General features: G+C 34.1%; 26 protein-coding genes. All 26 read right to left on the reverse strand.

What is annotated here, in order from left to right; all coding sequences use genetic code 11:
- Window positions 1–80: 80 nt before the first annotated feature.
- Entirely contained in the window at window positions 81–422 is a 342-nt protein-coding gene (gene rplQ, locus KPL51_RS03185) for a 50S ribosomal protein L17 (protein ID WP_216157237.1), read from the reverse strand.
- Between the two features lie 12 nt (window positions 423–434).
- The gene (locus KPL51_RS03190; RefSeq protein WP_216157240.1) at window positions 435–1,382 is read right to left on the reverse strand and encodes a DNA-directed RNA polymerase subunit alpha; all 948 of its coding nucleotides are present in this window, start codon (window positions 1,380–1,382) and stop codon (window positions 435–437) included.
- A gap of 64 nt (window positions 1,383–1,446) precedes the next feature.
- Entirely contained in the window at window positions 1,447–2,067 is a 621-nt protein-coding gene (gene rpsD / locus KPL51_RS03195; protein ID WP_216157243.1) for a 30S ribosomal protein S4, read from the reverse strand.
- Window positions 2,068–2,118: 51 nt separating this feature from the next.
- On the reverse strand, window positions 2,119–2,511 hold the full coding sequence (gene rpsK / locus KPL51_RS03200; RefSeq protein WP_216157246.1) for a 30S ribosomal protein S11: 393 nt from the start codon (window positions 2,509–2,511) through the stop codon (window positions 2,119–2,121).
- 15 nt (window positions 2,512–2,526) lie between these two features.
- Window positions 2,527–2,895, reverse strand: a complete 369-nt coding sequence (gene rpsM / locus KPL51_RS03205; protein ID WP_216157249.1) for a 30S ribosomal protein S13 — start codon at window positions 2,893–2,895, stop codon at window positions 2,527–2,529.
- Between the two features lie 137 nt (window positions 2,896–3,032).
- The gene (rpmJ, locus tag KPL51_RS03210; protein ID WP_021122033.1) at window positions 3,033–3,146 is read right to left on the reverse strand and encodes a 50S ribosomal protein L36; all 114 of its coding nucleotides are present in this window, start codon (window positions 3,144–3,146) and stop codon (window positions 3,033–3,035) included.
- A 15-nt stretch (window positions 3,147–3,161) separates the two neighbouring features.
- Window positions 3,162–3,380: a translation initiation factor IF-1 gene (gene infA, locus KPL51_RS03215; RefSeq protein WP_216157251.1), complete on the reverse strand. Its 219-nt coding sequence runs from the start codon at window positions 3,378–3,380 to the stop codon at window positions 3,162–3,164.
- A gap of 7 nt (window positions 3,381–3,387) precedes the next feature.
- On the reverse strand, window positions 3,388–3,669 hold the full coding sequence (locus KPL51_RS03220) for a KOW domain-containing RNA-binding protein (RefSeq protein ID WP_216157253.1): 282 nt from the start codon (window positions 3,667–3,669) through the stop codon (window positions 3,388–3,390).
- A 14-nt stretch (window positions 3,670–3,683) separates the two neighbouring features.
- Window positions 3,684–4,430, reverse strand: a complete 747-nt coding sequence (gene map / locus KPL51_RS03225; protein WP_216157255.1) for a type I methionyl aminopeptidase — start codon at window positions 4,428–4,430, stop codon at window positions 3,684–3,686.
- Window positions 4,427–5,080 (reverse strand): adenylate kinase, encoded by a 654-nt coding sequence (locus KPL51_RS03230; protein WP_216157256.1) that lies wholly within the window; start codon window positions 5,078–5,080, stop codon window positions 4,427–4,429. Before KPL51_RS03230 ends, map begins: the two co-directional genes overlap by 4 nt.
- A 21-nt stretch (window positions 5,081–5,101) precedes the next feature.
- On the reverse strand, window positions 5,102–6,382 hold the full coding sequence (secY, locus tag KPL51_RS03235; protein WP_216157259.1) for a preprotein translocase subunit SecY: 1,281 nt from the start codon (window positions 6,380–6,382) through the stop codon (window positions 5,102–5,104).
- Window positions 6,383–6,823: a 50S ribosomal protein L15 gene (rplO, locus tag KPL51_RS03240; RefSeq protein WP_216157261.1), complete on the reverse strand. Its 441-nt coding sequence runs from the start codon at window positions 6,821–6,823 to the stop codon at window positions 6,383–6,385. It lies immediately after the preceding gene.
- Window positions 6,824–6,840: 17 nt separating this feature from the next.
- Window positions 6,841–7,020, reverse strand: a complete 180-nt coding sequence (gene rpmD, locus KPL51_RS03245; RefSeq protein WP_216157263.1) for a 50S ribosomal protein L30 — start codon at window positions 7,018–7,020, stop codon at window positions 6,841–6,843.
- A gap of 12 nt (window positions 7,021–7,032) precedes the next feature.
- Complete coding sequence (rpsE, locus tag KPL51_RS03250; protein ID WP_216157266.1) at window positions 7,033–7,530, reverse strand: 30S ribosomal protein S5; 498 nt, start codon at window positions 7,528–7,530, stop codon at window positions 7,033–7,035.
- A gap of 17 nt (window positions 7,531–7,547) precedes the next feature.
- Entirely contained in the window at window positions 7,548–7,910 is a 363-nt protein-coding gene (gene rplR / locus KPL51_RS03255; RefSeq protein ID WP_216157268.1) for a 50S ribosomal protein L18, read from the reverse strand.
- A 20-nt stretch (window positions 7,911–7,930) separates the two neighbouring features.
- Window positions 7,931–8,470, reverse strand: coding sequence for a 50S ribosomal protein L6 (gene rplF / locus KPL51_RS03260; RefSeq protein WP_216157270.1), 540 nt, complete (start codon window positions 8,468–8,470; stop codon window positions 7,931–7,933).
- Window positions 8,471–8,670: 200 nt separating this feature from the next.
- Complete coding sequence (gene rpsH, locus KPL51_RS03265; RefSeq protein WP_216157272.1) at window positions 8,671–9,069, reverse strand: 30S ribosomal protein S8; 399 nt, start codon at window positions 9,067–9,069, stop codon at window positions 8,671–8,673.
- Window positions 9,070–9,101: 32 nt separating this feature from the next.
- Window positions 9,102–9,287, reverse strand: a complete 186-nt coding sequence (locus KPL51_RS03270; protein WP_125002882.1) for a type Z 30S ribosomal protein S14 — start codon at window positions 9,285–9,287, stop codon at window positions 9,102–9,104.
- Window positions 9,288–9,302: 15 nt separating this feature from the next.
- Complete coding sequence (gene rplE, locus KPL51_RS03275; protein WP_216157274.1) at window positions 9,303–9,845, reverse strand: 50S ribosomal protein L5; 543 nt, start codon at window positions 9,843–9,845, stop codon at window positions 9,303–9,305.
- A 22-nt stretch (window positions 9,846–9,867) separates the two neighbouring features.
- Window positions 9,868–10,191, reverse strand: a complete 324-nt coding sequence (rplX, locus tag KPL51_RS03280; RefSeq protein WP_216157276.1) for a 50S ribosomal protein L24 — start codon at window positions 10,189–10,191, stop codon at window positions 9,868–9,870.
- 17 nt (window positions 10,192–10,208) lie between these two features.
- The gene (gene rplN / locus KPL51_RS03285; RefSeq protein ID WP_216157280.1) at window positions 10,209–10,577 is read right to left on the reverse strand and encodes a 50S ribosomal protein L14; all 369 of its coding nucleotides are present in this window, start codon (window positions 10,575–10,577) and stop codon (window positions 10,209–10,211) included.
- A 36-nt stretch (window positions 10,578–10,613) separates the two neighbouring features.
- Entirely contained in the window at window positions 10,614–10,868 is a 255-nt protein-coding gene (rpsQ, locus tag KPL51_RS03290) for a 30S ribosomal protein S17 (RefSeq protein WP_216157283.1), read from the reverse strand.
- Between the two features lie 21 nt (window positions 10,869–10,889).
- Entirely contained in the window at window positions 10,890–11,102 is a 213-nt protein-coding gene (rpmC, locus tag KPL51_RS03295; protein ID WP_164951487.1) for a 50S ribosomal protein L29, read from the reverse strand.
- Complete coding sequence (gene rplP, locus KPL51_RS03300) at window positions 11,092–11,535, reverse strand: 50S ribosomal protein L16 (RefSeq protein WP_216157287.1); 444 nt, start codon at window positions 11,533–11,535, stop codon at window positions 11,092–11,094. Before rplP ends, rpmC begins: the two co-directional genes overlap by 11 nt.
- 25 nt (window positions 11,536–11,560) lie before the next feature.
- Window positions 11,561–12,226, reverse strand: coding sequence for a 30S ribosomal protein S3 (gene rpsC, locus KPL51_RS03305; RefSeq protein ID WP_216157290.1), 666 nt, complete (start codon window positions 12,224–12,226; stop codon window positions 11,561–11,563).
- Window positions 12,227–12,242: 16 nt separating this feature from the next.
- On the reverse strand, window positions 12,243–12,578 hold the full coding sequence (gene rplV, locus KPL51_RS03310) for a 50S ribosomal protein L22 (protein WP_216157292.1): 336 nt from the start codon (window positions 12,576–12,578) through the stop codon (window positions 12,243–12,245).
- Window positions 12,579–12,588: the final 10 nt, after the last annotated feature.

Raw genomic sequence — 12,588 nt, forward strand, 5'->3', positions numbered from 1 at the left:
AAGTGTCACTCCCTACATCTATAAATATTTATAAGAAAATGGGGACTAAGTTTGATTTAACTTAATCCCCTTTGTTCAAACTATACTAATTCTATTATACTCATCTCTGCTGCGTCGCCTCTTCTTGGACCCATTTTCATGATCCTAGTATATCCGCCGTTTCTCTCAGCATATTTAGGTGCAATATTGTCAAACAAATCTTTAACTACACTTTCTTCAGTAATGAATGAAAGTGCTTGTCTTCTAGCATGAAGATCTCCTCTTTTTCCAAGAGTTATCATTCTTTCTGCAAACTTTCTAGTTTCTTTTGCTCTAGTAACTGTTGTCTCAATTTTTCCGTATTTCAACAAATTAGTTGCAAGACTTCTAAACATCGCGATTCTTTGATCAGTAGAACGTCCTAATTTACGATACATTGCCATATGTTTTCCTCCTTACTCCTCGCTTAGCTTCAAGTTCAAGCTCAATGCTTGAAGTTTTTGTTCAACTTCTTCGAGTGATTTCTTACCCAAATTCCTGACCTTCATCATATCATCCATCGATCTCTCTGTTAATTCTTGAACTGTATTAATACCAGCTCTTTTTAAGCAATTATAGCTTCTAACAGATAGGTCTAATTCTTCAATAGTCATTTCAAGAACTTTTTCTTTCTTATCTTCTTCTTTTTCAACCATTATTTCAACATTATCTGCATGATCTGTTAATGTCATAAATAATTTAAAGTGCTCAATAAGTATTTTAGCTGATAAACCAATAGCTTCGTCTGGTCTAATAGTTCCATTAGTCCAAATTTCAATAGTTAATTTATCATAATCAGTAATCTGGCCTACTCTAGTGTTTTCTACAGCAAAATTAACTCTTTTAACTGGAGTATAGATTGAATCTACTGGTATAGTAGCAATTGGTAATTCATCTGTCTTATTTTTAGCCTGAGACACATATCCTCTACCCTTGTTAACAGTTAGTTCCATATATAGTTTAGCACCATCATCTAATGTTGCTATATGTAAATCATCGTTAACAACCTCTATATCACCATCAGTTTTAATATCTGCTCCAGTAACTACTCCAGGTCCTTTAGCATCAATGTAGACTGTTCTAGGCCCCTCTCCATTCATTTTAAGTGCTAAGCTTTTGATATTTAGAATTAATTCTGTAACATCTTCTTTAACACCCTTAACTGTGGAAAATTCATGAAGTACTGTATCAATTTTGACTGCACTTGTAGCAACTCCAGGTAATGAAGAAAGAAGAATCCTTCTTAATGCATTACCTAGTGTTATACCATAACCTCTTTCTAATGGTTCAATTATGAATTTACCATATGAATCATCATCAGCAGTCTCTACACATTCTATTTTTGGCTTTTCTATTTCTAACATACTAAAACCCTCCTTTTTTTTAATTGGCAACTTATTATGAGGGCAACCGATTCTATATTAATGCCTATTTGCTGTATAACTCGACGATTAAAGTCTCGTTAACAGGAACATCTATATCTTCTCTAGTTGGTAGTGCTAAAACTTTTCCTTCAAATTTCTCTGTATCAGCTGCTAACCAACTTGGTAAAGTTTTAGGATTCTCAGCAAATACTTTAAATTTCTCAGTAGCTCTACTCTTTTCACATGGTGAAATTACTTCATTTGCAGTTAAGCTGTATGAAGGAATATCTACCTTTTTACCGTTTACTAAGAAATGTCCGTGAGTTACTAGTTGCCTAGCTTCTTGTCTTGAATTACCGTAACCTAATCTATAAACTACGTTATCAAGTCTTACTTCTAGAAGTCTTAATAAATTTTCACCTGTTATGCCTCTTAACTTGTCAGCTTTATCATAGTATCTTCTAAATTGGCTTTCAAGTATTCCGTATATTCTCTTAGCTTTTTGTTTTTCTCTTAATTGTAATCCATAATTAGACATTTTTTTCTTACTCTGTCCGTGTTGTCCCGGTGCATAGCCTCTTCTTGCAAATGCACATTTATCTGTAAAGCATCTATCACCCTTAAGGTTTAGCTTCATACCTTCTCTTCTGCAAAGCCTACAAGTAGCTCCAGTATATCTTGCCATTCAAATTACACCTCCTGTTTTCTATACGTCTATTTACTTTAATCTTAATAACTAGACTCTTCTTCTTTTTGGTGGTCTACATCCGTTATGTGGAATTGGAGTAACGTCTTTGATTAAAGTAATCTCTAATCCAGCCGCTTGAAGTGATCTAATTGCCGCTTCTCTACCTGCTCCTGGTCCTTTAACGAATACATCAACACTCTTTAAACCGTGCTCCATAGCTGCTTTTGTAGCAGCTTCTGCTGCCATTTGAGCTGCAAAAGGAGTACTCTTTCTTGATCCTCTAAAGCCTAATCCGCCTGCACTAGACCAAGATAAAGCATTTCCCGCTACATCTGTAAGTGTAACGATAGAATTATTAAAAGTAGACTTTATATGTGCACAACCGTGCTCAATATTTTTCTTCTCTTTTTTTCTTCTACTTCTCTTAACTTTTTGAGCCATTGTATTCCCTCCTAACTATTTCTTTTTGCCCGCCATTGTTTTCTTAGGGCCTTTTCTTGTTCTAGCATTAGTTTTAGTTTTTTGTCCTCTTACTGGAAGACCTTTTCTATGTCTTATTCCTCTATAACATCCAACTTCCATCAACCTTTTTATATCTAATGCAACTTTTCTTCTTAAGTCACCCTCAATTATAAAGTTTTTGGTGATGTATGTTCTAAGTTCATTAACTTCTTCTTCAGTTAAGTCTTTAACTCTAGTATCAGGATTCACTCCTGTTTCTTTTACTATTCCTTGTGATTTAGAAAGTCCAATACCAAAGATATATGTTAAAGCTATTTCAACTCTTTTTTCTCTTGGTAGGTCAATACCTGCTATTCTTGCCATTTACTGTTTACACCTCCTAGATACTTGTTGTTACAATCTTATCACATCTATATCCTATAAAACGATTTAATGTGATTTATTAATAATATATTAATTTTTACATTTAATAGTTAACACCTATTTGTAAATAAAACCTATTAACCTTGCTTTTGTTTATGCTTAGGATTTTCACAGATAACCATTACTCGTCCTTTTCTTTTAATAACCTTACATTTTTCGCACATAGGTTTAACTGATGGTCTTACTTTCATAGCAAACCCTCCTTATTACTTATCTCTCCAAGTTATTCTCCCACGAGTCAAATCATATGGAGAAAGTTCTACTGTAACTTTATCACCTGGTAGTATTCGTATAAAATTCATTCTTAATTTACCTGAAATATGAGCTAATACTTTATGTCCACTCTCAAGCTCAACTTGAAATATTGCATTGGGCAAAGTTTCTAATACTACACCTTGCATTTCTATTATATCATCTTTTGACATAAGGTAATCAAACCTCCTTACCAATATCTGCAGATTGCAAAAATATTTTAATTTTTGAATTTGTAACCTTTTCCTTAGATAAAATTAAATCTCTAATTTCCTCAGCTACAATGCCTGTAAAATCCAGATGTTTAACCTTCTTTTTTTTAGGTTTCTCAATCTTTCTTAAATCTCCATCAGAAATATACACATATTCCTTATTAAGTATACCTACCACAATAAATTTTTTGTGCATATCCCTTCCCGCTTTAGAATGTACTACCTTACCTAAAAGGCTATTTTCGTCCAAATCATTCACCTCTATTAGTTCAAAGTTAATATTTCAGGACCACTTGTTATGATAGCAACAGTGTTTTCATAATGTGCAGATAAACTGCCATCTTTCGTTACTACCGTCCATCTATTAGATTTTACTTTGACATAATGCTTTCCTATATTTATCATAGGTTCAATTGCAAGTACCATACCATGAACTAATTTAGGACCTCTACTCGGAGTACCATAATTAGGAACCTCTGGATCTTCATGCATTGATCTCCCAATACCATGACCTACAAAATCCCTAACTACAGAGTATCCATGCTCCTGCGCATAACACTGAATTGCAGCAGATATGTCTGATAATCTATTACCGATTATAGCTTTTTCAACACCCTTAAAAAAACTGTTTTTAGTGACTTCGATGAGCATTGCAGCTTCATTAGATACTCTTCCTACTGGAAAAGTTCTAGCAGCATCTCCATGATAGCCATTTACTATGGCACCACAATCTATGCTAATTATATCTCCTTCAAGTAAAATCCGGTTGTTGGGAATTCCATGAACCACTTCATCATTAACAGATGTACATATGGAAGCTGGAAACCCACAATAACCTTTAAAAGATGGTTTAGCACCCTGCTTTATTATGAACTCTTCAGCTAATTTATCTAAGTCTGCAGTGGTTATTCCAGGTTTTATTACTGATTCAATTAATGCAAGAGTTTCAGCAACTACTTTACCTGCATTTCTCATATATTGTATTTCCATATCACTTTTTATGTTAATCACTTTTCTATCTCTTCTAAGATACCACAGATACTTTCAAATACACTATTAATTGCTTGTGTTCCATCAACTTCTGATAATAAGTTTTTGTCACCATAATACTTTATAAGTGGCTGCGTTTGAGCATCATATATGTCTAACCGTTCACTAACGGTGTCTTTACTGTCATCCGCTCTTTGTACAAGAGCAGATCCGCACAAATTACACTTTCCCTCTGTTTGTGGTGGATTAAATGTAATGTGATAGCTAGCACCACAGGTAAGACAAACTCTTCGACCAGTCATTCTATTGAGAATAAATTCTCTAGGAACCTTTATTAATAATGCCGTATCAAGATAGTCGCCTTTTTCAACTAAAAGGGTTTCTAAGGCTTCTGCTTGTTTAACGGTTCTTGGATATCCATCTAATAAAAATCCATTTTTACAATCTTCATTATCTAATCTATCCTTGATTATATCTATAGTCAATCCATCAGGAACTAAATGTCCCTTATCAATATGTTTCTTAGCTTCGATTCCAAGAGGGGTTTTTTCTGAAATATTCTTTCTGAATATATCCCCAGTTGATATATGTGGTATGGAGAATTTATTACTTATAGATTTTGCTTGCGTTCCTTTTCCGGCTCCCGGAGGACCTAACAAGATTATTCTCATAGTATCATCTCCTGGTATAATTTATCTAAGGAATCCTTGGTAATGGCGCATTACTAATTGTGATTCAAGTTGCCTTAACGTCTCAATAGCAACATTTACCATGATCATTAACATTGTCCCACCAAAGTATACTCCTTTAAAGTGAGTATATCCCTCTATAATAATAGGGAATATTGCTATAACAGCCGCAAAAGTTCCTCCAAGTATTGAAATCTTAGTCAATACCATATCGATATAATTCGCTGTATTCTCTCCCGGTCTAATACCTGGTATAAAGCCTGATGATTTATGCATGTTTTCAGCCATTTCATCTGGTTTAAATGTTACCTGAGTATAGAACCAAGTAAAGAATACTACTAACACAAAATATACCGTGGCATATTTCCAACTGTTCCTTTCAAAAATGCTCCAAGGACTTCCTGTAATGAATTTTGCAAATGAAGATGTCGGTTTAAGTTGCGCTATTGTTTCTGGGAATGTCATTACTGACATTGCGAAAATAATACCTATAACTCCAGATCCATTTACATTGATTGGGATATGTGTTGATTGTCCTTTAAATGTTTTATTTCCAACTGACTTTCCAGCATATTGAACAGGAATTCTTCTTTCACCTAAACTTGCTATTACTACTGCTACTAATAATGCTATAGCTACTACAATAAACATTATAACCTCTACAAAATTTACAGTTCCTGCCTGCTGAAGTCCAGAAATTTTATACACAAGTGAAGGTAACCCTGATATAATATTAATAAAAATTATCAACGAAATACCATTTCCGATACCTTTACCAGTGATTTGCTCACCTATCCACACCAAAAATGTTGATGCAGTTGTCATCGTTAGTATGACTAAGAATATGGTTAAACTAGAATTACTTGAAAATGCTCCAGTACTTGAAATAATTGCATACATACCAAAAGCTTGCAGTGCTCCAAGCACTATTGAAGCATATCTTGTGTAATCCTGTATCTTCTTGCGTCCCTCAAGACCCTCTTTAGAAAGTTGCTCTAAATAAGGAATTGCTATTACAAGTAGTTGCATTATAATTGATGCATTTATGTATGGACCTACACCCATCGCAAAAATACTAAACTTACTAAATGCACCACCTGAAAGCATATCATAAAAACTAAATAATGTGCCTCCATTACTAGTTAATGATAAAAGTTTGCTAGCATCTACACCAGGAACAGGAATGAAAATACCCATCCTAATAATCGCAACCATAAGTAGTGTGAATATCATACGTTTTCTTAAATCCGGAATTTTCCAGGCATTACGTAGGGTTGATAACATTTATATCACCTCAACTTTTCCTCCAGCCGCTTCAATTTTTTCAGCTGCTGCTTTAGAGAATTTTGTTGCACTTACAGTTAAACTCTTTTCTAAATTACCATTTCCAAGTATTTTAACTCCATTATGAACTTTTCTTATGACTCTTCTCTCTAATAGCAATTCTGGTGTAATCTCTGTTCCATTTTCAAAAATATTAAGTCTATCTACATTTATACAAGCATATTCTTTTGCAAAAATATTAGTGAATCCTCTTTTAGGTAATCTTCTGTATAAAGGCATCTGACCACCCTCAAATCCTGGTCTTGTTCCTCCACCTGATCTAGAGTTTTGTCCGTCTTGACCTCTTCCCGCAGTTTTACCCCACCCAGTAGCAGTACCTCTACCAAGTCTTTTACGAGATTTTTTTGAGCCTTCCGCAGGTCTTAAATCTTGAAGTTTCATGTAAACACCTCCTCGTTTTAAACTTCTTCTACATTTACTAGATATATAACTTTGTTAATCATACCTCTGATTTGAGGAGTTTCCTCGTGCTCAACATTTTGTCTTATTTTTCTTAATCCTAAAGCTTTACAAGTAGCAATATGTTCTTTTTTTCTACCTATTAAACTCTTAACCAATGTTAGTTTGACTTTAGCCAAGGTTTTCCCCTCCTATCTTAATATTTCTTCTACAGTCTTACCTCTTAATTTAGCAACATCTTCTGCTGTTCTTAGCCTTGCTAAACCATCAATAGTGGCATTAACTACATTTCTTGCATTACTTGAGCCTAAAGATTTGGCTCTAACATCTTTTAATCCTGATAATTCTAGAACTGCTCTAACTGGTCCGCCAGCTAGAACTCCTGTACCTTCTGCACCAGGCATTATGTGTATAACTGAAGTTCCGAACTTACCATCAATAGTATGAGGAATTGTTGTTCCAACCATAGCTACTGTTACTAAATTCTTCTTAGCATCTTCTATTCCTTTTCTAATTGCTTCTGGAATTTCTACAGATTTACCCATTCCAACGCCAACGTGTCCGTTTTCGTCTCCAACAACAACTAGTGCGCTGAATCTGAAGTTTCTTCCACCTTTAACAACCTTAGCAACTCTGTTTATATTAACTACTTTTTCCTTAAGATCTAATGTGCTAGGATCTATTTTCATGTGTTTCCCTCCTTTTCTTAGAATTTAAGTCCCGCTTCACGCGCGCCTTCAGCTAAGTTTTGTACTCTACCGTGGTATACATAACCACCTCTGTCGAATACTACTCCTTCTATTCCTTTTGCAAGTGCTCTTTCAGCAATCATTTTCCCTACTAATTTTGCTGCTTCTTTATTGCTTCCTAATTTTAGTTCGAAAGCTTTATCTATGCTTGAAGCAGAAACTAATGTGATTTGAGCAACATCATCTATTACTTGAGCATATATGTTCTTAGCACTTCTATATACAGCTAATCTAGGTGTTGCTGCTGTACCAGAAATTTTTCTACGTACTCTAAGATGACGCTTAACTCTATGCTTTTGTCTATCTTCTTTCTTGAACAAATCAATCACTCCTTCCTACTTTATTTCCCTGTTTTACCTTCCTTACGTCTAACAACTTCATCAGAATATCTAATTCCTTTGCCTTTGTAAGGTTCTGGTTTTCTCCAAGCTCTGATTTTTGCTGCAACCGCGCCAACTAATTGTTTATCAATACCTTTTACTATTATTTTATTAGCATCAGGTAATTCAAATTGGATTCCTGCAACTGCATCTATTTCAACTGGATGTGAATATCCAAGATTTAATGTAATTTTAGGTCCTTTTAATTGAGCTCTGTAACCAACACCAACTAACTCAAGAGTTTTTTGGTATCCTTCTGTAACGCCAATAATCATATTGTTTATTAATGATCTTGTAAGTCCATGAAGAGCTCTATGCTCTTTTACATCGCTTGGTCTTGTAACTACCAAAATATTGTCTTCTATAGCTATAGTCATTTTAGCACTCATGTTTTGAGTTAATTCGCCTTTCGGTCCTTTAACATTCACAACATTAGCTGGTGAAACTGTAACAGTTACACCACTCGGTATAGCTACTGGAAGTCTCCCGATTCTTGACATACTTACACCTCCTGTTTTGTTTTTAGACACCTAACAATTATTAATTGCTATGCCCTTTATATTCTTATTAAGTACTAACCAATTTAGAATTATTTATTCTATATGTACTGTAAGTACATACTTTTTTTTGATTTTCCTTATACTATATATCAATACTATGTACATAACAAACCAATTCGTTATGTCTTAGAATTATTATACTACCAAATATAACAAATAACTTCTCCGCCTAGTCCTAATTTTCTAGCATCTCTATCTGCAACTAGTCCTTTTGAAGTTGATATTATAGCAACTCCTAATCCGTTCAATACCTTTGGAATATCCTCATTTTTAGAATATACTCTTAGTCCTGGTTTAGATATTCTCTTAAGTCCAGTGATAACTCTTTCCTTGTTTTGACCATATTTCATTGCAAGTCTCATCATAGGAACAACGCCATCATTATATTCTTCAATGTTTTTAAGATATCCTTCTTGAAGCATTATATTTGCAATTTCCTTCTTTATAGTTGAAGAAGGTATTTCTACTATTTCATGTTTAACAACATTTGCATTTCTTATACGTGTTAGCAAATCTGCGATTGGGTCAGTCATAACCATTTTTCGTGCCTCCTTTCATTAGAATGTTCTAATTACCAACTTGCTTTTCTGCAACCAGGAATTTCTCCCTTGTGTGCAAGTTCTCTAAAACAGATACGGCATATACCAAATTTTTGTAATACAGAGTGCGGTCTTCCACAAAGTCTGCATCTTGTATAAGCTCTAGTTGAAAATTTAGGTTCTTTTTTCCACTTTTCTATTAATGCCTTACGTGCCATATGTTTCCCTCCTTATTATTGAGCAAATGGCATTCCAAGGAATCTTAATAGCTCTCTTGCTTCCTCGTCTGTCTTTGCAGTAGTAACGAATATTATATCCATTCCTCTTATCTTATCTATTTTATCATATTCAATTTCAGGGAATATAAGTTGTTCTTTAACACCTATTGCATAGTTTCCTCTGCCGTCAAATGCTTTAGAAGAAGCTCCTCTAAAATCTCTAACTCTAGGTAATGCAACATTCATTAATTTATCAGCAAATTCAAACATTTGTGATTTTCTTAATGTAACTTTACAACCTATTGGTGTATTTTCTCTTAATTTGAAGTTAGCTATAGATTTCTTTGCTTTTGTTATAATTGGCTTTTGGCCAGCTATAATTTGCATATCACTAACAGCAGATTCTAAAACTTTAGAATTGTCTTTAGCTTCGCCAACTCCCATATTTAAAACGATTTTTTCAAGTTTTGGTACTTCCATTATGTTTTTATACCCGAATTTTTCCATTAAAGCTTGAACTACTTCGTTTTCATATTTTTCTTGTAGCCTTGAACTCATATGTTAAACCTCCTTTCAGAAATTAAAATGTTTCTCCACATTTTTTGCAAACTCTAACCTTAGTTCCATCATCAAGAATTTTACTATTAATTCTTGTTACGTTTTTACATTTTGTGCAATATAACATAACTTTTGCAGAATTTATAGCTGCTTCTCTATGAGTTATTCCACCTTGCATGTTTTGTTTGCTTGGTTTTTGATGCTTTGTAACCACGCTAACATCTTTCACTAAAACCTTACCAGTTTTAGGAAATACAGCTAAGACTTCGCTTATTTTTCCTTTATCTTTACCTGAAATAACCATTACTGAATCTTTCTTTCTTACGTGCACTTTTTTAACTGCCATGTTAGACACCTCCTATCTTATAAAACTTCAGGCGCTAGTGATAAGATCTTACTGAAGTCTTTATCCCTTAACTCCCTAGCAACAGGTCCGAATATACGGGTACCTTTTGGGGTTTTGTCATCTTTAATAATAACAGCTGCATTATCATCAAATTTAACATATGATCCATCTGCTCTTCTTAAACCTTTTACAGATCTAACTATAACAGCCTTAACAACTTCGCCCTTTTTAACAACTCCACCTGGTGTTGCACTTTTTACGCTGGCAACTATTGTATCGCTGATGTTTCCCCATTTTCTCTTGGATCCACCTAATACTCTAATACACATAATTTCTTTTGCACCAGAATTATCTGCAACTTTTAACTTAGATTGCTGTTGTATCATTTCAAATACCCTCCTTTCAGTTCTTAAACTGAAATATTATTTAGCTTTTTCAACTATTCCAGTAATTCTCCATCTTTTATCTTTAGATAATGGTCTAGTTTCCATAATTGTAACTTTATCATTAATTTGCGCCTCATTATTTTCATCATGAGCCTTAAATTTTGTTGTTTTATTGATTATTTTTCCGTATAATGGATGACGAACTTTTGTTTCAATTGCAACAACTACTGTCTTATCCATTTTATCAGAAACTACTCTACCAGTTCTTGTCTTTCGGTTATTTCTTTCCACAAGAGCAACCTCCTTTCAGTTTTACTGTTCTAAAGACCTTATTTCTTCTTGTCTAAGGATGGTCTTAATTTGGGCTATAGATTTTTTAACCTGTTTAATTCTCATAGGGTTCTCTAATTGTCCTGTAGCTAGCTGAAACCTAAGGTTAAATAATTCTGCCTTTAAATCAGACATTTTCACTTGCAAATCTTGAGGATTACTTTGTCTTAATTCATTTAATTCATTAGCCTTCATTGAGTTCACCACCCATTTCCTCAAAATCTTTTCTAGATACAAACTTAGTTTTAATTGGAAGTTTGTGTGAAGCAAGTCTCATTGCTTCTCTAGCTGCTTCTTCTGTTACTCCTGCAATTTCAAATAAGACTCTGCCTGGCTTAACAACTGCTACCCAATATTCTACTGATCCTTTACCTGAACCCATACGAGTTTCAGCTGGTTTTTCAGTTACTGGCTTATCAGGGAAGATTTTTATCCAAACCTGTCCGCCTCTTTTTACTTCTCTATTGATAGCAACTCTGGCAGCTTCAATTTGATTACTTTTAACCCAACCACATTCTGTAGCTTGCAATGCATAATCACCGTATGCAATAAAGTTTCCTCTTGTAGCTTTTCCTCGCATTTTACCGCGATGAACTTTACGATGTTTAGTTCTCTTAGGCATTAACATATTTTATTCCTCCTTCCTTACACTTCTATGCGTTTACTTCTTCCTTAACGATTTTCTTTGTAGGAAGAACTTCACCTCTATAAACCCAAACTTTTACGCCGATTTTACCATATACGGTATTTGCTTCTGCAAATCCATAATCTATATCAGCTCTTAATGTTTGACACGGAATTGTACCTTCATGATAGTGTTCTGTTCTAGCTATTTCTGCTCCGCCAAGTCTTCCTGCACAAGCAGTTTTAACTCCCTTAACACCAGTTCTCATAGCTCTTTGAATAGTTTGCTTCATAGCTCTTCTAAAAGAAATTCTCTTTTCTAATTGAGAAGCAATGTTTTCTGACATTAATTGAGCATTATTCTCAGCTTGTTTTACTTCTACAATGTTAATTAAAACATTTTTATCAGCTACAAGTTTTTTCATGTCTTGTTTTATAACTTCAATTCCAGAGCCACCTCTACCAATAACCATTCCTGGTTTAGCAGTGTGTATGTTGATTTTAACCCTTTTTGCAGCTCTTTCAATTTCAATTTTAGAAATTCCAGCTGTATAAAGTTTGCCTTTTAAGAATTCTCTAATCTTATAATCTTCAACAAGATTGTCTGCGAAGTTCTTTTTGTCTGCATACCATTTAGAATTCCAATCTTTTATTACCCCAACTCTAAAGCCGTGTGGATTTACTTTTTGTCCCAAGTTATATCCCTCCTTCTTATAATCTTTCTGTAACTATTATAGTTACATGGCTAGATCTTTTTCTTATTCTATATGCTCTTCCTTGTGCACGCGGTCTAAATCTTTTAAGTGTTGGACCTTGGCATGCATAGGCATTAGCAACATATAATCTATTAACATCTAAGTTCAAGTTATTTTCTGCATTTGCTACAGCAGATTTAAGTACTTTGGTTACTACATCAGCTGCATTTTTGGAAGTAAATTGTAATATAGAAAATGCTTCTTTTACATTCTTACCTCTTATTAGATCAAGAACAATTCCCATTTTCATTGAGGATGTTCTCACATATTTAGCTATAGCTTTAGCCTCCATTAATTGTTTC

The organism is Clostridium bowmanii, assembly GCF_018861315.1.
In the GTDB taxonomy this organism is placed as follows: Bacteria; Bacillota; Clostridia; order Clostridiales; family Clostridiaceae; genus Clostridium_AD; species Clostridium_AD bowmanii.

What these genes read in the sequence shown, in the direction of transcription:
- rplQ (WP_216157237.1), bottom strand. Translation starts at nt 422, where the DNA reads ATGGCAATGTATCGTAAATTAGGACGTTCTACTGATCAAAGAATCGCG.
- rpsK (WP_216157246.1), bottom strand. Translation starts at nt 2,511, where the DNA reads ATGGCTCAAAAAGTTAAGAGAAGTAGAAGAAAAAAAGAGAAGAAAAAT.
- KPL51_RS03190 (WP_216157240.1), bottom strand. Translation starts at nt 1,382, where the DNA reads ATGTTAGAAATAGAAAAGCCAAAAATAGAATGTGTAGAGACTGCTGAT.
- rplF (WP_216157270.1), bottom strand. Translation starts at nt 8,470, where the DNA reads ATGTCAAGAATCGGGAGACTTCCAGTAGCTATACCGAGTGGTGTAACT.
- KPL51_RS03230 (WP_216157256.1), bottom strand. Translation starts at nt 5,080, where the DNA reads ATGAGAATAATCTTGTTAGGTCCTCCGGGAGCCGGAAAAGGAACGCAA.
- rpmC (WP_164951487.1), bottom strand. Translation starts at nt 11,102, where the DNA reads ATGAAGGCTAATGAATTAAATGAATTAAGACAAAGTAATCCTCAAGAT.
- rpsM (WP_216157249.1), bottom strand. Translation starts at nt 2,895, where the DNA reads ATGGCAAGAATAGCAGGTATTGACCTACCAAGAGAAAAAAGAGTTGAA.
- rpsE (WP_216157266.1), bottom strand. Translation starts at nt 7,530, where the DNA reads ATGAAAATAGATCCTAGCACATTAGATCTTAAGGAAAAAGTAGTTAAT.
- rpsH (WP_216157272.1), bottom strand. Translation starts at nt 9,069, where the DNA reads ATGGTTATGACTGACCCAATCGCAGATTTGCTAACACGTATAAGAAAT.
- rplN (WP_216157280.1), bottom strand. Translation starts at nt 10,577, where the DNA reads ATGATACAACAGCAATCTAAGTTAAAAGTTGCAGATAATTCTGGTGCA.
- infA (WP_216157251.1), bottom strand. Translation starts at nt 3,380, where the DNA reads ATGTCAAAAGATGATATAATAGAAATGCAAGGTGTAGTATTAGAAACT.
- rpmJ (WP_021122033.1), bottom strand. Translation starts at nt 3,146, where the DNA reads ATGAAAGTAAGACCATCAGTTAAACCTATGTGCGAAAAATGTAAGGTT.
- rplE (WP_216157274.1), bottom strand. Translation starts at nt 9,845, where the DNA reads ATGAGTTCAAGGCTACAAGAAAAATATGAAAACGAAGTAGTTCAAGCT.
- rplV (WP_216157292.1), bottom strand. Translation starts at nt 12,578, where the DNA reads ATGGAGGCTAAAGCTATAGCTAAATATGTGAGAACATCCTCAATGAAA.
- rplX (WP_216157276.1), bottom strand. Translation starts at nt 10,191, where the DNA reads ATGGCAGTTAAAAAAGTGCACGTAAGAAAGAAAGATTCAGTAATGGTT.
- KPL51_RS03270 (WP_125002882.1), bottom strand. Translation starts at nt 9,287, where the DNA reads ATGGCACGTAAGGCATTAATAGAAAAGTGGAAAAAAGAACCTAAATTT.
- rplO (WP_216157261.1), bottom strand. Translation starts at nt 6,823, where the DNA reads ATGAAACTTCAAGATTTAAGACCTGCGGAAGGCTCAAAAAAATCTCGT.
- rplP (WP_216157287.1), bottom strand. Translation starts at nt 11,535, where the DNA reads ATGTTAATGCCTAAGAGAACTAAACATCGTAAAGTTCATCGCGGTAAA.
- secY (WP_216157259.1), bottom strand. Translation starts at nt 6,382, where the DNA reads ATGTTATCAACCCTACGTAATGCCTGGAAAATTCCGGATTTAAGAAAA.
- rpsD (WP_216157243.1), bottom strand. Translation starts at nt 2,067, where the DNA reads ATGGCAAGATATACTGGAGCTACTTGTAGGCTTTGCAGAAGAGAAGGT.